Raw genomic sequence first — 22320 nt, 5'->3', positions numbered from 1 at the left:
CATAAGCTTGCCGCCTGCCTGTAACGCGAAATTCTTGCGAATTAATCCTTAAGCGGGTGCGTCGTGCCCGTTTTATTCCAACACCATGATGCAAACGTATTCAGACTGTCTGAACGAGGCCGCTTGCATGATGATGTTTTCAGAGAGGGAAGAAGAATGCTCGACACAAATATGAAAACCCAGCTCAGGGCTTACCTTGAGAAACTGACCAAACCTGTTGAGCTGATTGCTACGCTGGATGACAGCGCTAAATCGGCAGAAATCAAGGAACTGCTGACTGAAATTGCTGAACTGTCAGAGAAAGTCACCTTTAAAGAAGACAATACTCTGCCGGTACGTAAGCCATCGTTCCTGATTACTAATCCTGGCTCTCATCAGGGGCCGCGCTTTGCGGGTTCTCCGCTGGGCCATGAGTTTACCTCGCTGGTGCTTGCGCTGTTGTGGACGGGCGGTCACCCGTCAAAAGAGGCGCAGGCGTTGCTGGAGCAGATCCGCGATCTCGACGGCGATTTTGAGTTTGAAACCTATTATTCACTCTCCTGCCATAACTGTCCGGACGTGGTGCAGGCGCTGAACCTGATGTCGGTACTGAACCCACGCATCAAGCATACGGCGATTGATGGCGGTACTTTCCAGAACGAAATCACCGATCGCAACGTGATGGGCGTTCCGGCGGTATTTATGAACGGTAAAGAGTTCGGCCAGGGCCGCATGACGCTGACTGAGATCGTGGCGAAAGTGGATACCGGCGCAGAGAAACGTGCGGCTGAAGAGTTGAACACGCGTGATGCCTATGACGTACTGATTGTTGGTTCCGGTCCTGCGGGAGCTGCTGCTGCGGTGTACTCTGCACGTAAAGGTATCCGCACCGGTCTGATGGGCGAACGTTTTGGCGGTCAGGTCCTGGATACCGTTGATATTGAAAACTATATCTCGGTGCCAAAAACCGAAGGCCAGAAACTGGCGGGCGCGCTGAAAGCACACGTCGATGACTATGATGTTGATGTTATCGATAGCCAAAGCGCCAGCAAATTGATTCCTGCGGCGCAGGAAGGTGGTCTGCATCAGATTGAAACAGCATCCGGCGCGGTGCTGAAAGCGCGCAGCATTATCATCGCGACCGGCGCGAAGTGGCGCAACATGAACGTTCCGGGTGAAGATCAGTATCGCACTAAAGGCGTAACCTATTGCCCGCACTGTGATGGCCCGCTGTTTAAAGGCAAGCGTGTGGCGGTGATTGGCGGCGGTAACTCCGGTGTTGAAGCCGCTATCGACCTGGCGGGCATCGTTGAACATGTGACGCTGCTGGAGTTTGCTCCTGAAATGAAGGCCGATCAGGTACTGCAGAATAAACTACGCAGTCTGAAAAATGTCGACATCATTTTGAATGCGCAAACGACAGAAGTAAAAGGCGATGGCAGCAAAGTGACTGGTCTTGAGTATCGTGACCGCGTAAGCGGAGATATTCACAGTGTGGAGCTGGCAGGTATCTTTGTACAGATTGGTCTGCTGCCGAACACCAACTGGCTGGAAGGCGCCGTTGAACGCAACCGCATGGGTGAAATTATCATCGATGCGAAGTGCGAAACCAGCGTGAAAGGTGTTTTCGCTGCGGGTGACTGCACAACCGTACCGTATAAGCAGATCATCATCGCGACAGGCGAAGGCGCGAAAGCCTCGTTAAGCTCTTTTGATTATCTGATTCGCACAACAGTAGCATAAAAAAGTAAGACTCACCTGCATGCCAAAACCGCCAGTCATCCGCTGGCGGTTTTTTATTTCCGCGCTTTCAGATTGTCAATTCTTGAAACAATAAACTGTATTAAATATTCATTTAATTAGCCTGATCATTAGTTTCATCAAAAAAAGAATAGGCATTTTCTTTATTATATTAACCTGCACTATGTTTTCATTTCTTGTGTGAATAAATGGTTGGTTAATTCATGGGTGAAATATATGAAACCCTGACGATCTTTGAATCGACAGGGTTATTGTTGCGTGATTTTTTTATTTCTTCTGATAGTAATACGCTGAAAAAAGCTTATTCCGCGCTGGATACAAATGCCTCGACGTTGACAGAGCACGAGTGGCTGCAAGCAGAGTATGACTTCAATGCACTCTTTATCGGGCCGCAGGCGCTCAAGGCCGCACCGTTTGCTTCAGTTTATCTCGAAGAAGATGCTCTTGTTATGGGTCAATCAACCCTGAGTATTCGGGAATTCATGGCAAATATCGGCCTATCTATAAATCACGTGAATAATATTCCTGATGATCATATTTCATATGTATTGGAGTTGGCCGTTTTATTATCGGTAAACGCCCGGGCATCAGCAGAATATCAGACTGTCCTCACTCGATATGTAAATGAGTATATAGTGGTTTGGGTTCCCGATTTTATAGAAAAAATAAAGATAAATGCACAGACCGCCACGTTGAGAACCGTAGCGGGAAAATTGTCTTCTTGGCTTGATGAATTAAACACGAGAGTATCATATGAGCAATGAACCGGGAGTTCTGAACAGACGTTCATTTTTGAAAGGGTTGATTGCCTTTGGCACGGTGGCTGCCCTACCAGGGGGACTGCTGACTTCACGTTGCGCATTAGCGCAACCGCCCATTCCTTTTAACCCGAAAACCTACAAAATTTATCGCAACGCCTGTCCGCGTAACTGCTATGACACCTGTAGCCTGAAAACATGGGTGAAGGACGATGTCATCACCTTTGTGGAAGGCGCGCCTGAGTCAACGTTTACGCATGGAGCACCCTGTGTTAAAGGGTTGAGCTACCCGCGTCGGGTATACAGCCCGGATCGCATTAAATATCCAATGGTTCAGGATGTTCGCGGTAGCGGTAACTGGCGTCGTATTTCCTGGGACGAAGCAATGCAGCGCATTGCGACCAAGATGCTGGAGATCAAAAAGAAAGATGGTTCAATGCTGGGCCTGGCGATGACCAAATATTCCGGCAAATTCGGGGTATTGAACTATGCGGTTGAAGGGATGATGTCTTCGCTGGGTTACACCACCCGTTTTGCCGGAACGCCTTGTTGGCCTGCCGGTATCGATGCCCAGAACTACGATATGGGCGAAATGTGGTGTAACGACCCGGAAGATTTTGTGAAAGCAAAATACATCATCATCTGGGGTGCTAATCCGGCATGGTGCTCAATGCACACCATGAAGTATATCTACCAGGCGCGGGAGAAAGGGGCGAAAGTGGTCGTTATCGATCCGCTGTTAACGCAGACCGCCGCAAAAGCCGATCTTTATTTACGCGTTCGTCCAGGTTCTGATGGTGCGCTGGCGCTGGGTATGGCACGCCATTTGGTGGATAAAGGCCTGGTGGACCAGGATTTCGTCAACAACTATTCTCATGGTTACCCGGAATTCGAAGCCTATCTGCGCAACAGTGTGACCGTTGAGTGGGCGGCTGAAATCTGTGGTTTGTCTGCGGATGTCATTCGTCAATTGGCGGAAGAATTTACGGCGGTTAATCCTGCTACCGTGTGGATTGGTTATGGCATGCAGCGCCATGTTAATGGTGGCGCGAATGTTCGTGCCATTGATGCTTTCGTCGCCATGACGGGTAATATCGGTATTGAAGGCGGCGGCGCTCGTTATGGGCATCTGCATACCTGGGGCTTTAACTACAATGCCATGCTGCAAAAGCCACCGGTAGGCTCCATCGGTATGCCTGGAGCAGCGGGTACAACCAGTGAGTTCGGTTCTGCTGGGGCAGTGGCGCAATATTCCGATCGTTCTCTTAATATCAACCAGACCGCCAAAGGAATTCTGGAAGCCAACGAACCGCCTGTTCGTATGCTTTGGGTTGCCTGTAAGAACCCATTTGCTCAGGATTTTGATCGCAGCAAGATGGAAAAGGCGTTTGAAAAACTGGAAATGGTGGTGTGCGCCGATCAGTTCTTTAATGAAACCGTCCAGCACGCCGATATCGTCTTACCGGTCACTACGGCCTTTGAAGAGTGGAATGTTGATGCCTCCTACTGGCATTACTGGCTCTCTATCAACCAACCGGCCATTAAGCCGATGTATGAGGCGAAATGCGATCTGGAGATTGCCGTTTTACTCTCCCGGACGATAAATAAGCTGGAGCCAGGTTCTTGTACATTCCCGCAGGAGTTCGATCATAAGCGCTGGCTGGACCAGGAATTTAACGACGGGATGGGCAAAATGTTTGGCATCTCCTCCTGGGATGATTTGCTGGATGGCCCGAAAAAAGCCATTTTGCCGAGCTCTGCGGCCTGGTATGACCGTAAATTTAAAACCCCCTCTGGAAAGTTTGAATTCAAATCTGAGCTATGTGAGAAAAATGGCCATACGGCGCTGCCGGAATATAAATCGGAGGCGAAAAGTACACTGCCATTCCACCTGTTTACACCGCATGTGCAGTTCGGTATCCATTCCCAATTTATCAACCTTGACTGGATGCAGGTCTTCTATCCGGAGCCGTTTGTCTATATGCATCCGATTTCTGCAGAAAAAAGAGGCATTGCCGAAAACGACCTGGTGAAAGTGTTTAACACCGTAGGTGAAGTAGAACTGCGTGCGAAGGTGACCGCTAACGTTCCGGAAGATTTCCTGGTGATGTACGAGGCGTGGTTTCCGAAACGGAAATACAACGTACAAAACGTGGTGGCGGATACCCCGGCCGATATGGGGCTGATGAAAACCGGTGCACCGGGTGCGGCGATCCACAGTCAGTTTGCGGATATCATTTTGGTAAGTAAAGGAGCAGCGGCATGAGACGCGCGTTTTTAGTCAATAGCGATAAATGCATCGGTTGCCGTGGCTGCGCGATGGCGTGTAAGAGTTTTAACCAGTTGGAGCCTGAACGTTTCTGGCGCTACGTCTATCCGCTGGATAAAGAAATTTATCCGCATGAAGAGCGGGCGTTCTACTCGCTGGCTTGCAATCACTGTGAAAACCCAGCCTGCCTGGCGGCTTGCCCGGTCGAGGCTTACACCAAACGTGAGGATGGTGTTGTGGTGCATAACCCGGAACGTTGTATTGGATGCAAAAACTGTATCCGTAATTGCCCATACGGAGCGCCGCGTTTCAATGAAGAGACGAAAAAGGCGGAAAAATGCAGCATGTGCTACGAACGCCTTGACGTTGGTATGCAACCGGCATGTGTAAATGCTTGTCCGGTGGGGGCGCTGACGCTAATCGATCTGGATGCCGACCCGATACCCAACAATGCCGTCCAGTATCCGCCGGGGTTCCCACGCATGCCGCAGCTTAATCCGGGCACGCGTTTTATCCTGGCGCGTCAACCGAAGCAGCCGGAGGTCAAGTAATGGAAAAGTATGAACTTCCTCTGGTCATTTTTACCGTACTGAGTCAGATGTCGGTTGGGATCACGCTGATTTTGACGCTACGCAAGCTGCAAGGAAAACTGGAAAGCAAACGCTTGTACTGGCTGGTTACCGGTCTGGTTCTGGCGGCTGCGTCCGTGGCAGCGATCCTGCACCTTGCGCATCCGGACCGTGCCTACAACGCCCTGATAAACCTGCAGCACGCCTGGCTAAGCCGTGAAATTCTTGGCGCAACCTTATATGGCGCGGCGGTGGGCGTGACGTTCCTGGCAAAAGGGCACAAGGTTCCGGCTGTTCTGGCGTCTGTCCTTGGGATTGCGCTGGTGGCGGTACAGGGTATGACCTATGCCGCACCGGCGATGGTGGCGATCGCCAACGGTCTGACGATGCTGCTGTTCTTCATCACCGTGTGGGTTATGGGTTGTGCGGCGATTCCGCTGCTTAATCTCGCACCTGCCATTGCCGCATTACGCCAGGGAATTGTTGTTTGTATGGCGGTCATGATCGCAGCCCCAATTATCTGGTTAAGCGGCGGGACCATTATGCAGATGACCGCGCATGCCTGGCTGACCTCGCCGCTTTATCTGGCGAGCCTGGTTTGTCTGGCGCTGGCCTTTGTGTTGAGTCGTCAGGGCGAACGTCGGGCAAAAGCGTTGTTTGTTCTGCTGTTTGTTGGCGTAATCCTCAGTCGTCTGACATTCTTTGGCGATACGGTCAGCACCATCGTGAATATCGGTCATTTGTATTGATTGCACGGTAATAAAAACCCCCTGTCAGATGTTAACCTGGCAGGGGGTTTTTACAGCAAATCAGACGTTATTAACGAACAACCAATACCGGCAGAGTAGCATGGCGGACAACGCTGGAGGCATTTGATCCGAGCAGGTGGGTACTGATGGACGGGTTACGCGACCCAATGACCACCACATCTGCATTCAACTCTTCACCCAACTCGTTGACCACGTCACGGACGCTGCCAAAGCGCACGTGTTGTTTAATGCGGGAGGGATCGATGCTGAAGTGACCGACCATTGTTTGCAGACGCGTTTCCGCTTCGTGCTGCAGATGCTCTTCAAAACGACGAACGTCTGCCGCAAAGCGGTGCAGGCTTAAGCTCGCTGAGCCTGGCAGCACATGCAGCAGATGGATAACGCCGTTTTCCTGTGCCAGGAATTCTGCATGGCGAATAGCCTTGTCACTCAGTTCCATTTCGAATACATCAACAGGCATTATGATTGTGTTGTACATAAACATTCTCCTTGTCATTACATGAACACATAACAGCATAGTATTAAAAATGATTCTGTCAGTCACGGCACAGATTTATGTTTTGCGAACAGGAAATAACGCGAGGGTAGGGAGATGAGGAGTAACCGGAAAGAGGATGCAGATGCATCCCCTGCAAGATAAAGCGAATAGCTTTGATAAGACAGAGTTAGCGCAGGTAGTCGCCCGCAGCTTCTGGTTGGTACTCAAGTTCGATGACTTCGAGGTGTGTTGAGGTACCGCCCGGCAGTTCCCAGTGAATGGTGTCGCCAACGCGAAGACCCAGAAGTGCCGCGCCAACAGGCGCCATGACGGAAAGCTGCGTGCTGCTGTCAGTCATGTTGGCCGGATACACCAGGGTACGCACACGGACTTCGCCATCACTCAGATTGCGGAATTTCACGCGGCTGTTCATGGTCACGACATCGTGCGGCATGGTTTCTGGAGAACACATTTGCGCGCGATCCAGTTCAGCGTTCAGGGCGTCGGCAATCGGTAAACCAGCAAACGCAGGTTGCTCCAACAGGCGGTCAATGCGTTCCGCATCGAGGTCGTTAATGATGATAGTTGGTCTGGACATTTATTACTCCATGTCGTCGATACTGCGGGTGCGCAGGTAAATAATCCCAAAAGAAAACCCTCACCGTCAGGCGGCAAGGGTTTAGCTTTTATGATGATACTGAGACTTACCCGATGTTTGAAGTGATTTAGTTCACATTCAGGTAAATCATCAATATTGTCGCGTATGCTGTGATTTTAGCCGAAAAACGTGATCGTTCTCCAATTTGCATTATGCTTTTTAAGCGCTCGTTGCGGGTGCGTCAATACAACTCAGTGTTCCGCTACAGGAGATCTCATGAGCCAGTACGACAAACTTACCTTAAAAGACGGCAGCTATTTGCATTTTAAAGACTGGGGAAGTGGACAGCCCATCGTGTTCAGCCATGGTTGGCCGCTGACGGCAGATGCGTTTGAGGATCAGATGCTGTTTCTTGGGTCGAAAGGATTTCGTGTGATCGCCCATGACAGGCGCGGACATGGCCGCTCGGCCCAACCGTGGGATGGCCACAATATGGATCAGTATGCTGACGATCTGGCTGAACTTACCGCGCATCTCAATCTTAAAGATGCCGTGCACGTTGGGCACTCTACCGGCGGGGGGGAAGTGGCGCGTTACATTGGTCGCCATGGGACGCAGCGGGTGGCAAAAGCGGTGTTAATTGGCGCGGTGACGCCCATCATGATCAAGACCGACTTTAACCCGAATGGCGTGCCGAAAGAGGTGTTTGATGGCATCCGGGAAGGGGTAGTGAACGATCGCGCCGCCTTCTTCTATGAACTGACCGCGGCATTCTATGGTTATAACCGTCCGGGCGCGAAAGAGTCGAAAGCTGTCCGGGAAAGTTTTGTTGAACAGGGCTTACAAGGGTCTATCAAAGCGTTGTACGACTGCATTCATGCGTTTTCAGAAACAGACCTGCGTGGCGACCTCGAAAAAATGACCATCCCGACGCTGGTGATCCACGGCGATGACGATCAGATTGTCCCGTTTGAAACCTGCGGCAAGGTCGCGGCAGAAATATTGCCGGACGCGCAGTTGAAGGTGTATGCCGGTGGTTCTCACGGCATTTGCACCACCCATAAACAGCAGATCAATGGCGATCTGCTTAACTTTATTCAGTCGTAATCTTTAACGGATTGTTCTACGCTGATCCTCTTTTTCCAGGGAGATGAGCGAAGCATAATTCGTGCTTAGCTGACGTTAACGACACCAGAGAAGGCTATGTATTTCTATCAACCATCACAGGGGCACGGCTTACCGCACGACCCGCTAAATGCCATCATTGGACCGCGCCCCATTGGTTGGATTGCATCGCGTGATAGCAACGGGCGACATAATCTGGCGCCGTACAGTTTCTTTAACTGCTTTAACTACCATCCGCCGATTATTGGTTTTGCCAGCAGCGGCTGGAAAGATAGCGTGCAGAATATTGTCGAAACCGGTGAGTTTGTCTGGAACCTGACCACCCTTGAACTGGCTGGCGCGATGAATGAAACGTCTGCCAGCTTGCCGCACGGCGAGGACGAGTTTTTTGCCGCTGGGCTGAGTAAAGCCGACAGCCGGATTGTCGGCGTGCCGCGCGTGGCGCAAAGCCCGGTTAATTTTGAGTGCCGCTTATCGCAAAGCCTACAACTGACTACCGCTGATGGCTCACCGGTTGATACCTGGCTGGTATTGGGGGAAGTGGTAGGCATTCACATAGACGAAACGCTCCTGGAAGACGGCATCTATCAGACGGCGAAAGCGAAACCGGTACTGCGTGCTGGTGGGCCAACGGCGTATTATTCGATCAGTGAAACACACCGCTTTGATTTAGTTCGCCCGGACGCCCGAGCAAAACGCTAACCATGCAGACCGACGCCAGGCTGCGGCGTCGGTCGCTATTTTCAATATCCTGCCTTGTCGATAATAAACTGTTTACCGCAGTTACCCGGATGCGGCTGCGGTAAGAATGACTGCGCAGATAGCGGTTGATTGATGGTGTCGGCTTTCAGGGATAGCTGGATCTCTGTGAGATAAGCCGGATTGCCGTGGCAGCTTAGCTTCACGGCTTTGATGTTCTCTTTGCCCCAGCTTTTGGCGATAGCGGCGTCAAATGCGTTGCGGCTGACGGTTTTACCGTAGTTATCCGCGAGGAACTTGCCCGCTTCACTGTTCTTAACCTCATTATTCAGCCGCACCATCGTGCCAAAGTATACGTCGGGATCAAAACCAAAACAGGCGCCGTGTTTGGCATACTCGTAGCGTTCCAGGCAGGATGTTCCGCCAGCCCCGGGCATCACCGCGCTCAGTTTCGCCGCACTCTCGAGTGACAGGCCGGTTTCAGGTGCTGCGCATTTACGGCTGGCACGCGCTTCAGGCAGGTTAGGAATGGGTCGCGTTGCGCAGCCAAAACGCATCCAGCGGCGGTTATCTACTCCGCGAGCGGCGATCGATTTTGGCAGGCTGGGCCACAGGCCGTGAACGGTCAGGAAATCAGCTTTGTCCGCGCTCTCTTTTTGCAGACGACATTCGTCAGGCTCCTGACGATTACGCTCGTGTTGGCTTTGACAGAAACCGGTTTGCCAGGAAAGGGCCAGCACGTAGCGGTCAAAATCAGCGTACTGTTTTGCCTGAAGTTCATCGGCCTGAGCCGCAGAAACCGGGAGCAGAAGTGCTGCCAGTAAAGAAGAATAACGCCACGTTGATGTCATGATGATTTCGGATACTTATATAAATTCTGAATATCATCTATTTAATCATAAAAAATGCCAGTCAGGTTTAGCTGACTGGCATCATTTTCATCAGGCGTGAGCAGGAATGATTAGCTCCACATTGCCAGAATCGGCCAACCGACCAGCAGAAGCATAGCGATGTAGATAACGCCGAAGATAGCTCCCAGACGCCAGTAGTCTTTGGACTTCACATAACCACAACCGTAGATGATAACGCCAGGGCCTGTTGCATACGGAGTCAGGCAGCCCATGATACCGATGGACAGCACCAGCAGGATACACAGATGTTCCATTGGAACGCCTGGGATACCTTTACCGACCGCCAGAATAACCGGCAGCATGGTGGCGGTGTGTGCGGAAAGGCTGGCAAACAGGTAGTGAGCAAAGTAGAACACCAGCACTAGCACGATCACGGTCGCGTTAGGCGAGAAACCTTCCAGGTGCGTGCTCATGGTGTTAGCGAACCAGTCGATGAAGCCTGAACGGGTCAAACCATTTGCCATAACAACCAGCGTGGCGAGGTTAACCAGGGTGTTCCATGCGCTGTTATAGCGGGTAATATCTTTCCACGGTACAACGTGCAGCGCCAGCATCAGGGAAACGGCCAGCAGACCCACCGCGGTGGCATCAATCAGTTTACCCCCGAAGACCCACAGACCCAGGCTGAGCAGAACCAGACCGATCAGGGTTAGTTCTTTACGCGTCAGTTTACCCATGGTTTTCAGTTCTTCACCGGCCCATGCGGCAACTTCAGCACTGTGAGTGACTTCTGGTTTGTACAGAACGTAGGACAGCCACGGCGCAACGATCAGCAAAATAATACCGACCGGCAGGAAGCTGAGGAACCATTGCAGCCAACTGATTTGAATGCCAGCAATTTTGTTGACGAATTCCAGACCCAGTACGTTCGGCGCCGCGCCGGTCACGAACATAGAGGAGCTCAGGCTGGTACTGATGACCATCATCCACATCAGATATCCGCCGATACGGCGCGCGGAAGGATCGTTCGGGAATGATTTAAACAGCGGCGGCAGGTTTTTGATAACCGGGAATACGGTACCACCGGTACGCGCGGTGTTGGACGGTGTAAACGGCGCCAGCAGGATGTCGATAATAACAATCGCATAGCCCAGCGTCAGGGTACGTTTACCCATGAATTTCACCATGAACAGCGCGATACGACGACCCAGGCCGGTAACTTCATAACCCAGTGCGAAAATAAACGCGCCAAACACCAGCCACACGGTGGTGCTGGAGAAGCCCGCCAGACCCCACTTCAGCGCTTGCTTACCCGCTTTGAATGCCGGGTCGGCCAGCTCGGAAGCGTCAAACAGCAGATAGTTACTGCCGATAACGCAGATCGTCACGGCGATAAAGCTGATTGCCGTTGCCGGAATTGGCTCCAGAATCATCCCGACAATCATGGCCACGAACACGGCAAAATAGTGCCATGCCTGTGGGGGCATGCCATCAGGGACGGGGATAAGAAACATGACGCCCATGACTACCAATGGGGCCAGTAACTTCCAAATTTTATCTTTTGCTAAAGACATGTGTGTGATTCTCCGGAAAGGATCTTTAATTGTGATAATGATGAACTTGTGAAATCTGAGCTAAGAACCATGTGACGATCAGCAGATCGGCGCAGCCTCCAGGACTGAGGTTGCGTTCAATGCACTGTTGGTCGAACTGGCGTAGGTATTCGAGATCGGCAGGGGTACGAATCCCGCCTTGTTGCAACAACGTGGAGGCCTGCTGCTGTAACCAGCGCAAACCTTCTGCGCCACCACGGGAAGCCACGTTGGTGTCGCCGTTGATAGACATCAGCAGCAGTAACGTATCGAGTAACGCCAGTTCAGGATCGCGGCCCTCAGCCAGCAGCGCACGGTAGTGCGGCAGAGCATGCTGAATGACGAGGGGATATCCTGCTTCTGCTTCGCCGCGTGCGCCGGTTAATCCCAGTTGCTGATAAAGACGTTGGCCGGCCGTGAGTTGTTGGTTGTTCTGGCGCAGTTCGCGCTCGGTCAGGCCACGGCAAAATGTTGCTGCCGTAGAGCAAAGGGTTTCAGCGGTAACGCTCAGGCGGAGCTGGAGCAGGCGGCCAATGGCGGCGCACAGCAATCCCAGCGAGAAGATGCTGCCTTTATGGGTGTTCACTCCGGCAGTGGCGCGAAACATGTCGGCTTCGCAGGCCATGCCCAGAGGACGCAGTCCTTGCAGGACATCTTCCGGCGACTGCTGTGCGCTAAATGCGCCGTATTCGATAAAACGCGGCAGCCATGTCTGAATCGCTTCAGCACTGCGATAAAAATCTTCCAGCGCCATATCTTTATGCGCGCCGTTATTAATACGATCCACCAGACCCGGTTTGGGCGACAGGTTGACTTCCGTCAGCATGGAGCGCCACGCCAGCGTGGCGTAAGCGTCAGGCAGATCCAGAGGAAGGACTGCGTTATGAGTTGATGTTGCGGGAATCGGCATCATGCAGCAGTGCCTCCATCTGAGTGAGTAAGTCGGAAAGCGCGTGAGTTTTACCCCGCGCGCATTCGGCAGCGCTTTGCTCGCACAGCAGACAGCGGCGGGCAGGGAGCGCGAAATGACGCCGGGACAGAATTTCCCCTTCAGGGTTCAGGACGTCGATGTCCCATAACCGTCCCAGCGGATGTGAATGCTCAAGTCCGATAGTAGCGAGCTTGAGGTCCTGGGCCGGAGCCTCAATGGCCAGCAGGCCTTCCGGTCCGCTGGCAGAGACCAGCGCAGTTTGCTCCCTGACAATCCAGGCGTTTTTTTTCGCCAGCGCGAGCAGGGCGGTGACGCCGTGATTAAAGATGCGACGGGTTAATTCGCTGTCTTTAATCGGACCTGGCGCGACCACGGTAAACGAGACCAGTGGCGCGTGATGACGCGTGAGCCAGGCATGCTGCCTTGCTTGTCTCTCATCGCGGCTGGCGAGCAGCTCGGGGATGGAAACCGCGTGGCAGGTGGCGTGTTCAGGGAGCAGGTGCATGGTTTATTCCTTCACCTGATGCACAACGTCAATTACCGAACCATCGCGGTAGCGCACAACGGCAATTACGCGATCGGTAAATTCGATGGCGCGCGGTTGACCAGTTAGCTGCTGGGCACGTTCGCGCAGCCATTCAATCGACACCACTTTCATGCCAGCTTCTTGCAGGCGTTCCGCCAGTTCAGGGCGAGCAGGGTTGACGGCGATACCGTGGTCGGTAACCAGAATGTCAACGCTGGAACCTGGGGTTACGCAGGTCAGCACGTTATCTACCAATGTCGGGATGCGTCCACGAACCAGCGGTGCGACGATGATAGAAAGCGCTGCGGCTACAGCCGTATCGCAGTGACCACCGGAAGCGCCACGCAGTACGCCGTCGGAGCCGGTCAGTACGTTAACGTTGAAGCTGGTATCTACTTCTAATGCGCTCAGTACCACAACGTCCAGACGGTCAACGGATGCGCCTTTCGAGCCCCAGTTAGCGTACTGGTTAGCGCTGATCTCAATGTGATTTGGATTGCGGGCCAGAGATTTCGCGGCGGCACTGTCGAAGCTTTGTACATCCAGCAGTTTGCGGATTAAGCCTTTTTCATGCAGATCAACGATGGTGGCGGTGATGCCGCCCAGCGCGAAATCGGCATGGATGTCACGGCTACGCATTTTGTCTTCCAGGAAACGGGTAACGGCCAGAGACGCGCCGCCGGTTCCTGTCTGCAATGAGAAGCCTTCATTGAAGTAACCGGAGTTAGCAATGACGTCTGCCGCGCTGCGGGCGATCAACAATTCACGCGGATTGGTGGTCATACGGGTCGCGTCCGCACCAATTTTGTCCGCATCGCCGACCTGGTCGATCTGGACGATCAGATCCACTTGATCCTGGGTAATGCTGGCCGGGTTATGCGGATAGGTCAGCAGCTGTTCTGTCAGCAGGACAACTTGTCTGGCGTTTTCAGCATCGACGCGGGCATAGCCCAGTGAACCGCAGCACGCTTTACCGGTATAACCGTTAGCGTTACCAAACTGGTCGCAGGACGGTACGCCGAGGAATGCGACATCAATGTTGATCTCGCCACTTTGCACCAGGTGTACACGACCGCCGTGGGAGTGGATTTGCACTGGCTCAGCCAGCAGACCACGAGAAATCTCTTCTGCCAGCGGGCCACGCAGCCCGGAGGTATAAATTCGGCTGACCACGCCCTGACGGATGTGCTCAACCAGCGGCGCGTGGCAGTCGCTCAGTGAGCTTGAGGCCAGCGTCAGATTTTTAAAGCCCATGCTGGCGATGGCGTCCATCACCAGGTTAATCGTCAGATCGCCACCGCGAAATGCGTGGTGGAAAGAGATGGTCATACCATCCTGTAAACCTGAACGACGAATAGCGTCTTCCAGATTAGCGCACAGCTTTTTGTCGCGCGGTTTTTGCGCCTGCAATTCTGCTTTTGCGGTGCTCTGATAAGCGGAAAGCTCGCTTTCTGCATGACGGCTCCAGGTCGCCACGCGATCCTGGCGTTGAGACTGTTCGATTTTCTGCGTCATTTTTTTGCCTTATTCTTCGCGAATGCCGGAAAGTTCTGCCCGGGAGATAACCAGAAGGGCGCGCTCGATAACCGGGCTGTCGACCATCTTGCCGTTCAGGGAAACCACGCCACGACCTTCGCGGGCGGCAGCTTCAGCGGCTTCCACCACCAGACGGGCGTGAGCCAGCTCTTTGCTCGTCGGGGCATAGAGGTTATGCAGAAGTTCAATCTGGCGAGGGTTGATCAGCGACTTGCCGTCAAAACCCAGCTGCTTGATGTGTGAGGCTTCGTGCAGGAAACCTGCTTCGTTGTTGGCATCGGAATAGACGGTATCGAACGCCTGAATACCGGCAGAGCGCGCAGCCTGCAAAATAGAGCAGCGGGCAAACAGCAGTTCAGTGCCTTCCGGGGAACGTTCAGTACGCAGGTTACGCACATAATCTTCTGCACCCAGTGCAATGCCGATCAGGCGTTCTGAAGCGTGGGCGATTTCTACCGCGCGGGTAATGCCTAACGGCGACTCGATGGCGGCTAACAGGCCGGTGCTGCCGGGCTCACGTCCGCAGGCGTTTTCGATGCGCAGGATTTCGTTTTCAATGTCGATGACATCCTGTGCGGTATCGGTTTTCGGTAAACGCACGATGTCAGCGCCGCCGCGCACAACGGCTTCGAGGTCGTTGATGCCCCATTCGGAGTCGAGGGCGTTCACGCGCACGATGGTTTCAACGTCGTGATACAGCGGATGCTGCAGCGCGTGGTACACCATGCGGCGAGCGGTATCTTTTTCACGCAGCGCGACGGAGTCTTCCAGGTCGAACATCAGCGCATCAGCCGGGTAGATAAACGAGTTGCTGACCATGGCGGCATTGGCGCCCGGTACGAACAACATGCTACGGCGGGTACGGGTTTTACGTTGTTGTAAAGGTTCGGCAATCACTGGCAATCCTCCCATGGCAGTGCCGGAATACCGCCAGCGCGGGCCAGTAGTGCTTCCAGTCGCGCACGTAAAATGCAGTCCAGTGCGCCTTTATCATCAACATTTAATTGCACGCCGCGTACGTTGTAGCGGGACAGTACGTCCAGAATGGTGGCCCGAATGGCATCACCGAACTGCTTTTCGACGCTACTGTTAACCTGCAGGTCAATATCCTGCGAATCGAGTGGGGCGATGCGGATCATCACATCACCGGACTCGAGTGTGCCTGCGACGGCTGCCTGGTTTATTTTCATTTTTCACCTGTTGCTAATGCGGGGGTATTTTGGCGGACTGCCGCACCCGATGAGGCTCGTTCAACCATGCTTTGCAGATAGCGCAGCGTGGCGTCAGGAACCAGGGATGCGATAGCCGTGAGATCTTTTTTAACCAGCAGCTTGCGCACCCAGGAGGCGGAAATCGGCATCTCCTGGAAGCACAGCCGCTCAATTTCCACCAGTTCAATCGGTGGGGCGGGAAGCGTTGGGGTCTCCAGCCAGTAACGCATATCGTTGTTATACTGGGAGGTGACGGTGCAATACGGCTCGGTACCCACGAAACGGTGCGTAACGCCGAGAGCCGGGGCCAGGTACTGGCGGAAGATTTTCAGGTCTATTTCGGTGTAGCAGTGGTTAATAACGCTCTGCTCTTTGATGAAGTAGCACGGGAACGTGGCGCGGGAAATGATGTATTCCGAACCGCGATGCACGGTTAAACGCGGAATGTCTTTTGTCCCTTTGAGTACCAGATCCAGTCGGTCTTCATACGGAAAACGCGAGGTATCTTCTTTCACCAAAAACAGATGCAGCCAGTCACATTGCGCGGCCGCCTGTTGGATCAGAAAACGATGACCGTTGGTGAAGGGGTTGGCGTTCATGACGATACAGCCAATTTTTTTCCCTTCATGACGCTGTTTTGCCAGCGATTCGGCGTAGCGTTTCAGCCGTGTGGTGCTGTTTTCCATCAATACCATAATGCCGGGCACGCTGGTGAGCGTGGAAAAGCCACACTGTTTAAACAGCGATTCGTACTCGGTTTTGGTATAGATGAAGAGGTGCGTACAGTGGCGCTCATAGGCGAGGTTGATGAGTTCTGTCGCCAGCGTCAGCGCCAGGCCTTCACCGCGCACGGACTCACAAATCGCGACGCACTTAATGATATTTCCGGCGATACCGCCACAGGCAATCAGGCGATCGTCACGGGTGACGGTGATAAATACTTCGACGGTGGTATCAACGCTCAGATCGTTCTCTTTCAGAAATTGCGCGATAGCCGCCATCTTTTTATTTTCTGAGCGTTTAACTTGCGTGAATATATTATTACCGAACATAGTAAATAGAGCCCCGATGCTATATTTGTTACTGGGTTTCTGTTTTTGTTGCTCTGATTAGCAACCTGATAACGTTTCGTTTGCAATTGAAGGGAATGGTTTTTTATTACGGAGTATTTCTTTTTTTCCCTGCTGCATACATCGTAAGGAGTATTTTGGAGGTAATTTTTGATTTATTTCACAATAAGTTAGAAGGTTTTAATGTGTTTTATGGTTTTAAGTTTTTTAATTAATTTAACTCGGAAATAGCGCGCGGTTTTAATTTGTTTAATTGATTTAAGGTGGGGAATCTGCAACGATCCTGTTTTATACCGTGACTTTTAAATAAAACATTTTTATTACAACTACAATAGAAAATAAGTTTCGGTAACGTCGGTGAGGAAAAATTATGGCAGAGCAGAAAAATAAAACACGGTTTCCTTTTTTTCGCAGTCTGGCGTTTCCGTTACGCATCTTTCTGCTCATTCTGGTCGTTTCTGTTCTTATTATCGCAGCGTTAGCACAATACTTTACCGCCAGTTTTGAAGATTATCTGACGACACACGTCCGTGATATGGCAATGAACCAGGCCAAAATCATCGCCTCTAATGACAGCATCATCGCGGCGGTGAAGCATCGTGATTACAAGCGCCTGGCGACTATTGCCGACAAACTACAGAGTGGGACTGATTTCGACTATGTCGTTATTGGAGATACGCACTCCATTCGTCTTTATCATCCGAACCCGGAAAAAATTGGTTATCCGATGCAGTTCACCAAGCCTGGCGCGCTGGAAAAAGGTGAGAGCTACTTTATTACCGGTAAAGGATCTATTGGGATGGCAATGCGCGCCAAAACTCCTATCTTTGATGACGATGGCAAAATCATTGGCGTGGTCTCAATTGGCTATCTGATCAGTAAAATTGACAGCTGGCGATCGGATTTCTTACTGCCAATGGCTGGGGTATTTATCCTGTTGTTGTTGGTACTTATGCTGCTCTCCTGGTTTTTTGCTGCCCATATTCGTCGGCAGATGTTAGGGATGGAACCTAAACAAATCGCGCGGGTGGTGCGTCAGCAGGAAGCGCTGTTCAGCTCGGTGTATGAAGGGTTGATTGCCGTTGATCCTGACGGATATATCACCGCGATTAACCGCAGTGCGAGGAAAATGCTGGGGCTGTCATCGCCGGGTCGAAAGTGGCTGGGCAAACCGGTAAATGAAGTCGTTCAGCCAGCGGACTTTTTCACCCAGCAGATTGCGGAACAACGCCAGGATGCGATGGTTAATTTTAATGGGTTGAGCGTTATCGCCAACCGTGAGGCGATTCGCTCCGGTGACGAACTGCTCGGCGCCATTATCAGTTTTCGTAGTAAAGATGAAATTGCTACCCTTAATGCACAATTAACGCAAATCAAACAGTATGTTGAGAGCCTGAGAACGCTGCGTCATGAGCACCTGAACTGGATGTCGACCATTAATGGCCTGCTGCAAATGAAAGAGTATGACCGGGTGCTGGCTATGGTTCAGGGAGAGTCACAGGCACAGCAGCAACTGATTGACAGCCTGCGCGGCGCCTTTGCCGATCGTCAGGTGGCGGGATTGTTATTTGGTAAGGTACAACGTGCGCGGGAACTGGGTCTTACGATGGCCATTGTTCCTGGCAGCCAACTGCACCAACTGCCTGAAGGGTTGGATAGCACAGAGTTTGCAGCAATTGTTGGCAATCTGCTTGATAATGCATTTGAAGCGAGTTTACGCACCCAGCAAGGCAACAAAGTCGTCGAACTCTATTTGAGCGACGAAGGGGATGATGTGGTCATCGAAGTTGCCGATCAGGGATGCGGTGTGCCGGAAGCATTGCGTGAAAAAATATTTGAACAGGGTGTAAGCACCCGTACCGATGAACCAGGCGAACATGGCATCGGTTTGTATCTGATTGCAAGTTATGTGAGGCGCTGTAACGGGGTGATTACGCTCGAAGATAACTCCCCTTGCGGCACCTTATTTTCTTTATTTCTTCCGAAAGTGAAAAAAAATAATGACGGAACCATTAACGCTACTGATCGTTGAGGATGAAACGCTACTGGCGGAAATGCATGCTGAATATATCCGCCATATACCCGGCTTCAGCCAGATATGGCTGGCGGGTAATCTTGCGCAGGCAAGAATGATGATTGAGCGTTTTAAGCCCGGTTTGATTCTTCTTGATAACTATTTACCGGACGGTAAGGGTATTACTTTGTTGCATGAGTTGACCCAGGCGCGCTATCCGGGCGGTGTGGTCTTTACCACGGCGGCCAGCGATATGGAAACGGTCTCCGAGGCCGTGCGCAGCGGCGCGTTTGATTATCTGGTCAAACCTATCGCTTACGAGCGATTGGGGCAGACGCTTACGCGGTATCAACAGCGCAGACGCATGCTGGCAGGCAATGACAGCGCCAGTCAAAAGCAGATTGATGAAATGTTTAACGCCTACGCGCGCGGCGAGCCGAAAGGCGATTTGCCGACCGGGATTGATGCGTTAACGCTGAATGCGGTGCTGAAGCTATTTGCCGATCCGACGGTACATCATACTGCGGAAACGATCGCCCAGGCGCTCACCATCAGTCGTACGACCTCCAGACGCTATCTGGAGTACTGTGCCAGCCGCCATTTGATTATCGCGGAGATTATTCACGGGAAGGTAGGCAGGCCGCAGCGTATTTATCACGGCGGCTAAATGCTGATTTCTTAAGTAGGCCGGATAAGATGCTTTAGCATCGCCATCCGGCAACGGGGTTGAAATGCCGGATGCGGCGTAAATGCCTTATCCGGCCTACATTTCGCTGAAAGTCAGCCGCCAACAACGGCTGAAGAAGAGCCTGGTACCATCACTTCGGTGGCGATAATCACCACCAGCAGTCCGACCAGTACCGGAACCGAGGTACGTTTCACCACTTCGAACGGAGAAATCTTCGCCATCCCTGCGACAGCCACAACCACGCCGGAGACCGGGGAAATTGTGCGCCCAAGGTTAGAAGCCTGAAGCATCGGGATAACAAGATAAGCCGGGTTAATGCCGGAAGAATGTGCCAGCTTAGGGATCATCTCAACGAAAGCATAGAACGGGGCGTTACCGGAGCCTGTAGTCATTGCCGCCAGCATCGTCAGGATCACCAGCACCATCATCAGAATAATGCTTGCTGAGCCAAACGAGGTGGCGATAGAAATCAGGCTTTGAATAAAGCCGATGGTGCTCAGCCCCTGGGCAAAAACACCCGCTGCAACGAGCAGCATTACTACGTTGGCAAAGGCATCCGCCATGCCACGGTAAGCGACTTCCAGACCTGAAAACACCTTTTGAGTGTTGAATCCACGAACAAATTCCAGAACGGCGGCGATGAGCATGCACAGTACCAGAATCGTAATGATGTGCAGCTGTGGACCCCATTTACCATCAAAAATCAGGACGCCTACGATCGGTGTAAACGGCAGGATGGCGTAAAAAGACGGCGCGGTAGTGGTGATTTCTGCCACGTCTAACATTTCGTGAGAAATGTTCTCTTTTTTATCCAGGTAGCGCTGCCAGAAAAAGTGTGCGATCGCCATAGCAATGATGGCGGCAATGGAAATTGGCAGCGTGGTTTTAAACGCGAAATCAATCAACGGCATTTCTGCGGCTTTTGCCGCCAGCACTACATCACCGGATGTCGGTGAAAGAATGATTGCAGCGGGGGAGGCACATATGGCCGCCGCGGCGCCACGGCTGATCCCAACGTTTACCATGATCGGGAACAGCGTTGCCATCAGCAATACGCCCAGGCCGGTAGCTGACGAGACTGCCAGCGACATCAGACAGGCGACAAAATAGGCGGCAATCATCAACAGATAAGGTGAGTTGATATATTGCAGCGGTTTGGAGGCCAGCTTAACTACCATATCGTTCGCGCCAATATGCGTCATGTAGGCGGCAAAACCACACAGCATCATAATCATCATGCCGAGATCGCCACCGCGGCTCATCAGCAAAATTTTAATGTATTCAACAATGTCTGTAGCAGTATAGCCTGTCGTTGCTGCGCTGGAAGGCAGAACTTTATGTCCCATCACCGCACTGATAATCAGCAAAACCAGACCGCCAACAAACAGTACGCCAGTGGCGGAATAACCTTTGATGATGTAGCGCGCCACACCCACAATAACCACAACCCCAATAAGGAGTTCAATAAATGTCAACATTGTTTCCCCTGTCGCATTGCTGCCCAGAAAGTAAAAAAACTAAAAAAAGTAAAAAGTGGTGACAGAATGTGCCTAATAAACCGATAACTATTGCTGATTGAAATCAATAAAAATACGGATTCAACCGATGGCCAGACTGTTTTTTCAACATCGTGGTTTAAAAAAGAATCTCCCCGGCAAAAACTGTGAAACGCATTGCTGTTGTGTGTATTTTGATATTAAAATGTTAAATTGTTGTTTCTTTATTTGCTTGTCACGTTTGAAAAGAACAATTTAATAGCAATTAAGAGAAACTTATTCCTGTAATAAAGCCCAGTAAATAGAGGGGAATCATCTTATAAGCATTATCCAAAGAATATTCTGATTTTTTACTTGCGCATTTTTGTTAAGTTAACATTAAGGTTGAGTTTGCTACAATTGCTAATAACTCCCAGGATGGTAATTAAGTTGTGATTGTCGCTAAACGATATTTTCTCATTTTTTCATTTCTTTTTATTCAGTTAGCTTTCATTCCCCAGGGGGCTGCTGAAGATAAAGGCTGGTTTGCCACGTTTAAAGATAATGTCAGTGAAACCTGGCAGCAGCCGGAACATTATGATCTGTATGTACCGGCTATTACCTGGCATGCCCGTTTTGCTTACGATAAAGAAAAAACGGATCGCTACAACGAGCGACCTTGGGGGGCAGGATTTGGCCAATCCCGCTGGGATGATAAAGGAAACTGGCACGGGCTTTATATTATGGCCTTTAAGGATTCCTACAATAAATGGGAACCGATTGGCGGCTACGGCTGGGAGAAAACATGGCGTCCGCTGCCTGATGAAAACTTCCATACCGGCCTTGGCTTTACTGCTGGCTTTACCGCGCGCGATAACTGGAACTACATACCCGTGCCGGTGCTGTTACCGCTGGCGTCAATTGGTTATGGTCCGGCAACGTTCCAGATGACCTACATTCCAGGAACCTATAACAATGGTAACGTCTACTTTGCGTGGTTACGCTTCCAGTTTTGATAGGCTACCTGTAGTGTCAGTCAGGTATTAAAAATCATTAAAAAACAGATAGATGGAAACTCTCACTGAAAAATAACGCGACATTTATCACTTTTTGATAAAGTTCGACTGGACAAAGCGCACCACAATTGTTGTACTGATACCCGACACAGCATTTGTGTCTATTTTTCATGTAAAGGTAATTTTGATGTCTAAGATTAAAGGTAACGTTAAGTGGTTTAATGAGTCCAAAGGATTCGGTTTCATTACTCCGGAAGATGGCAGCAAAGACGTGTTCGTACACTTCTCTGCAATCCAGACCAATGGTTTTAAAACTCTGGCTGAAGGTCAGCGCGTAGAGTTCGAAATCACTAACGGTGCCAAAGGCCCTTCTGCTGCAAACGTAATCGCTCTGTAAGCATACG

Annotated in this window: 22 protein-coding genes; 11 read left to right on the top strand and 11 right to left on the bottom strand. The window is 51.5% G+C overall.

Features of this window, described 5'->3' with window-relative positions:
* The first annotated feature begins 156 nt into the window (after positions 1 to 156).
* The 5 genes from ahpF to FDX14_RS02575 all read left to right on the top strand — a co-directional run bounded on the left by ahpF (position 157) and on the right by FDX14_RS02575 (position 6085).
* Complete coding sequence (gene ahpF, locus FDX14_RS02595; RefSeq protein ID WP_042309848.1) at positions 157 to 1722, top strand: alkyl hydroperoxide reductase subunit F; 1566 nt, start codon at positions 157 to 159, stop codon at positions 1720 to 1722.
* A gap of 221 nt (positions 1723 to 1943) precedes the next feature.
* Positions 1944 to 2504 (top strand): TorD/DmsD family molecular chaperone, encoded by a 561-nt coding sequence (locus tag FDX14_RS02590; protein WP_061381645.1) that lies wholly within the window; start codon positions 1944 to 1946, stop codon positions 2502 to 2504.
* Entirely contained in the window at positions 2494 to 4764 is a 2271-nt protein-coding gene (locus FDX14_RS02585) for a molybdopterin-dependent oxidoreductase (RefSeq protein ID WP_137348948.1), read from the top strand. The genes FDX14_RS02590 and FDX14_RS02585 overlap by 11 nt, the downstream gene beginning before the upstream one ends.
* The gene (locus tag FDX14_RS02580; RefSeq protein ID WP_042309843.1) at positions 4761 to 5318 is read left to right on the top strand and encodes a 4Fe-4S dicluster domain-containing protein; all 558 of its coding nucleotides are present in this window, start codon (positions 4761 to 4763) and stop codon (positions 5316 to 5318) included. The genes FDX14_RS02585 and FDX14_RS02580 overlap by 4 nt, the downstream gene beginning before the upstream one ends.
* Entirely contained in the window at positions 5318 to 6085 is a 768-nt protein-coding gene (locus tag FDX14_RS02575) for a dimethyl sulfoxide reductase anchor subunit family protein (RefSeq protein WP_061381647.1), read from the top strand. Before FDX14_RS02580 ends, FDX14_RS02575 begins: the two co-directional genes overlap by 1 nt.
* A gap of 70 nt (positions 6086 to 6155) precedes the next feature.
* On the opposite strand, the gene uspG is transcribed toward FDX14_RS02575, so the two are convergent.
* Both uspG and rnk read right to left on the bottom strand, forming a co-directional pair.
* Positions 6156 to 6584 carry a universal stress protein UspG gene (gene uspG / locus FDX14_RS02570; RefSeq protein WP_016152215.1) on the bottom strand — a complete coding sequence of 143 codons (429 nt, stop codon included), beginning with the start codon at positions 6582 to 6584 and terminating at the stop codon, positions 6156 to 6158.
* A gap of 187 nt (positions 6585 to 6771) precedes the next feature.
* The gene (gene rnk, locus FDX14_RS02565) at positions 6772 to 7182 is read right to left on the bottom strand and encodes a nucleoside diphosphate kinase regulator (RefSeq protein WP_005120853.1); all 411 of its coding nucleotides are present in this window, start codon (positions 7180 to 7182) and stop codon (positions 6772 to 6774) included.
* A gap of 276 nt (positions 7183 to 7458) precedes the next feature.
* Here rnk and FDX14_RS02560 point away from each other — a divergent pair, with 276 nt between their 5' ends.
* Together FDX14_RS02560 and FDX14_RS02555 are read left to right on the top strand one after the other, a co-directional pair.
* Positions 7459 to 8289: an alpha/beta fold hydrolase gene (locus FDX14_RS02560; protein ID WP_038638697.1), complete on the top strand. Its 831-nt coding sequence runs from the start codon at positions 7459 to 7461 to the stop codon at positions 8287 to 8289.
* Between the two features lie 96 nt (positions 8290 to 8385).
* On the top strand, positions 8386 to 9009 hold the full coding sequence (locus FDX14_RS02555) for a flavin reductase family protein (RefSeq protein WP_042309838.1): 624 nt from the start codon (positions 8386 to 8388) through the stop codon (positions 9007 to 9009).
* Positions 9010 to 9050: 41 nt separating this feature from the next.
* On the opposite strand, the gene rna is transcribed toward FDX14_RS02555, so the two are convergent.
* The 8 genes from rna to citC all read right to left on the bottom strand — a co-directional run bounded on the left by rna (position 9051) and on the right by citC (position 16705).
* Positions 9051 to 9857 (bottom strand): ribonuclease I, encoded by an 807-nt coding sequence (gene rna, locus FDX14_RS02550; protein WP_137348947.1) that lies wholly within the window; start codon positions 9855 to 9857, stop codon positions 9051 to 9053.
* Between the two features lie 110 nt (positions 9858 to 9967).
* The gene (gene citT / locus FDX14_RS02545; protein WP_038638704.1) at positions 9968 to 11431 is read right to left on the bottom strand and encodes a citrate/succinate antiporter CitT; all 1464 of its coding nucleotides are present in this window, start codon (positions 11429 to 11431) and stop codon (positions 9968 to 9970) included.
* 25 nt (positions 11432 to 11456) lie between these two features.
* Positions 11457 to 12362, bottom strand: a complete 906-nt coding sequence (gene citG / locus FDX14_RS02540) for a triphosphoribosyl-dephospho-CoA synthase CitG (protein ID WP_137348946.1) — start codon at positions 12360 to 12362, stop codon at positions 11457 to 11459.
* Positions 12331 to 12885, bottom strand: coding sequence for a citrate lyase holo-[acyl-carrier protein] synthase (gene citX, locus FDX14_RS02535; protein WP_137348945.1), 555 nt, complete (start codon positions 12883 to 12885; stop codon positions 12331 to 12333). The genes citG and citX overlap by 32 nt, the downstream gene beginning before the upstream one ends.
* 3 nt (positions 12886 to 12888) lie before the next feature.
* A complete protein-coding gene (gene citF, locus FDX14_RS02530) occupies positions 12889 to 14421 on the bottom strand; it encodes a citrate lyase subunit alpha (protein ID WP_137348944.1) in 1533 nt (510 codons plus the stop codon).
* Positions 14422 to 14430: 9 nt separating this feature from the next.
* Positions 14431 to 15339: an aldolase/citrate lyase family protein gene (locus FDX14_RS02525; RefSeq protein WP_137348943.1), complete on the bottom strand. Its 909-nt coding sequence runs from the start codon at positions 15337 to 15339 to the stop codon at positions 14431 to 14433.
* On the bottom strand, positions 15336 to 15632 hold the full coding sequence (citD, locus tag FDX14_RS02520) for a citrate lyase acyl carrier protein (protein WP_003831276.1): 297 nt from the start codon (positions 15630 to 15632) through the stop codon (positions 15336 to 15338). Before citD ends, FDX14_RS02525 begins: the two co-directional genes overlap by 4 nt.
* A complete protein-coding gene (citC, locus tag FDX14_RS02515) occupies positions 15629 to 16705 on the bottom strand; it encodes a [citrate (pro-3S)-lyase] ligase (protein WP_038638718.1) in 1077 nt (358 codons plus the stop codon). Before citC ends, citD begins: the two co-directional genes overlap by 4 nt.
* Before the next feature lie 388 nt (positions 16706 to 17093).
* On the opposite strand from citC, the gene dpiB reads away from it, so the two are divergent.
* Both dpiB and dpiA read left to right on the top strand, forming a co-directional pair.
* The gene (dpiB, locus tag FDX14_RS02510; protein WP_061381652.1) at positions 17094 to 18755 is read left to right on the top strand and encodes a sensor histidine kinase DpiB; all 1662 of its coding nucleotides are present in this window, start codon (positions 17094 to 17096) and stop codon (positions 18753 to 18755) included.
* Positions 18724 to 19404, top strand: coding sequence for a two-component response regulator DpiA (gene dpiA, locus FDX14_RS02505; protein ID WP_003831279.1), 681 nt, complete (start codon positions 18724 to 18726; stop codon positions 19402 to 19404). Before dpiB ends, dpiA begins: the two co-directional genes overlap by 32 nt.
* 113 nt (positions 19405 to 19517) lie before the next feature.
* Here the strand turns inward: dpiA and dcuC are convergent, their stop codons facing one another.
* Positions 19518 to 20903: an anaerobic C4-dicarboxylate transporter DcuC gene (dcuC, locus tag FDX14_RS02500; RefSeq protein WP_137348942.1), complete on the bottom strand. Its 1386-nt coding sequence runs from the start codon at positions 20901 to 20903 to the stop codon at positions 19518 to 19520.
* Positions 20904 to 21352: 449 nt separating this feature from the next.
* Between dcuC and pagP the strand changes: the two genes are divergently transcribed.
* Both pagP and cspE read left to right on the top strand, forming a co-directional pair.
* On the top strand, positions 21353 to 21916 hold the full coding sequence (gene pagP / locus FDX14_RS02495; protein WP_038638726.1) for a lipid IV(A) palmitoyltransferase PagP: 564 nt from the start codon (positions 21353 to 21355) through the stop codon (positions 21914 to 21916).
* A gap of 187 nt (positions 21917 to 22103) precedes the next feature.
* Positions 22104 to 22313, top strand: coding sequence for a transcription antiterminator/RNA stability regulator CspE (gene cspE / locus FDX14_RS02490; RefSeq protein WP_000034825.1), 210 nt, complete (start codon positions 22104 to 22106; stop codon positions 22311 to 22313).
* Positions 22314 to 22320: the final 7 nt, after the last annotated feature.

The organism is Citrobacter sp. wls710 (assembly GCF_005281115.1).
In the GTDB taxonomy this organism is placed as follows: Bacteria; Pseudomonadota; Gammaproteobacteria; order Enterobacterales; family Enterobacteriaceae; genus Citrobacter; species Citrobacter werkmanii.
The sequence above is the reverse complement of the archived record's forward strand: the minus strand, read 5'-3'. Positions and strand labels throughout refer to the sequence as shown.

Bases quoted from the DNA above. Each gene is read 5' to 3' on its own strand.
- ahpF (WP_042309848.1), top strand. From the start codon at position 157: ATGCTCGACACAAATATGAAAACCCAGCTCAGGGCTTACCTTGAGAAA.
- FDX14_RS02590 (WP_061381645.1), top strand. From the start codon at position 1,944: ATGGGTGAAATATATGAAACCCTGACGATCTTTGAATCGACAGGGTTA.
- FDX14_RS02585 (WP_137348948.1), top strand. From the start codon at position 2,494: ATGAGCAATGAACCGGGAGTTCTGAACAGACGTTCATTTTTGAAAGGG.
- FDX14_RS02580 (WP_042309843.1), top strand. From the start codon at position 4,761: ATGAGACGCGCGTTTTTAGTCAATAGCGATAAATGCATCGGTTGCCGT.
- FDX14_RS02575 (WP_061381647.1), top strand. From the start codon at position 5,318: ATGGAAAAGTATGAACTTCCTCTGGTCATTTTTACCGTACTGAGTCAG.
- uspG (WP_016152215.1), bottom strand. From the start codon at position 6,584: ATGTACAACACAATCATAATGCCTGTTGATGTATTCGAAATGGAACTG.
- rnk (WP_005120853.1), bottom strand. From the start codon at position 7,182: ATGTCCAGACCAACTATCATCATTAACGACCTCGATGCGGAACGCATT.
- FDX14_RS02560 (WP_038638697.1), top strand. From the start codon at position 7,459: ATGAGCCAGTACGACAAACTTACCTTAAAAGACGGCAGCTATTTGCAT.
- FDX14_RS02555 (WP_042309838.1), top strand. From the start codon at position 8,386: ATGTATTTCTATCAACCATCACAGGGGCACGGCTTACCGCACGACCCG.
- rna (WP_137348947.1), bottom strand. From the start codon at position 9,857: ATGACATCAACGTGGCGTTATTCTTCTTTACTGGCAGCACTTCTGCTC.
- citT (WP_038638704.1), bottom strand. From the start codon at position 11,431: ATGTCTTTAGCAAAAGATAAAATTTGGAAGTTACTGGCCCCATTGGTA.
- citG (WP_137348946.1), bottom strand. From the start codon at position 12,362: ATGATGCCGATTCCCGCAACATCAACTCATAACGCAGTCCTTCCTCTG.
- citX (WP_137348945.1), bottom strand. From the start codon at position 12,885: ATGCACCTGCTCCCTGAACACGCCACCTGCCACGCGGTTTCCATCCCC.
- citF (WP_137348944.1), bottom strand. From the start codon at position 14,421: ATGACGCAGAAAATCGAACAGTCTCAACGCCAGGATCGCGTGGCGACC.
- citD (WP_003831276.1), bottom strand. From the start codon at position 15,632: ATGAAAATAAACCAGGCAGCCGTCGCAGGCACACTCGAGTCCGGTGAT.
- citC (WP_038638718.1), bottom strand. From the start codon at position 16,705: ATGTTCGGTAATAATATATTCACGCAAGTTAAACGCTCAGAAAATAAA.
- dpiB (WP_061381652.1), top strand. From the start codon at position 17,094: ATGGCAGAGCAGAAAAATAAAACACGGTTTCCTTTTTTTCGCAGTCTG.
- dpiA (WP_003831279.1), top strand. From the start codon at position 18,724: ATGACGGAACCATTAACGCTACTGATCGTTGAGGATGAAACGCTACTG.
- dcuC (WP_137348942.1), bottom strand. From the start codon at position 20,903: ATGTTGACATTTATTGAACTCCTTATTGGGGTTGTGGTTATTGTGGGT.
- cspE (WP_000034825.1), top strand. From the start codon at position 22,104: ATGTCTAAGATTAAAGGTAACGTTAAGTGGTTTAATGAGTCCAAAGGA.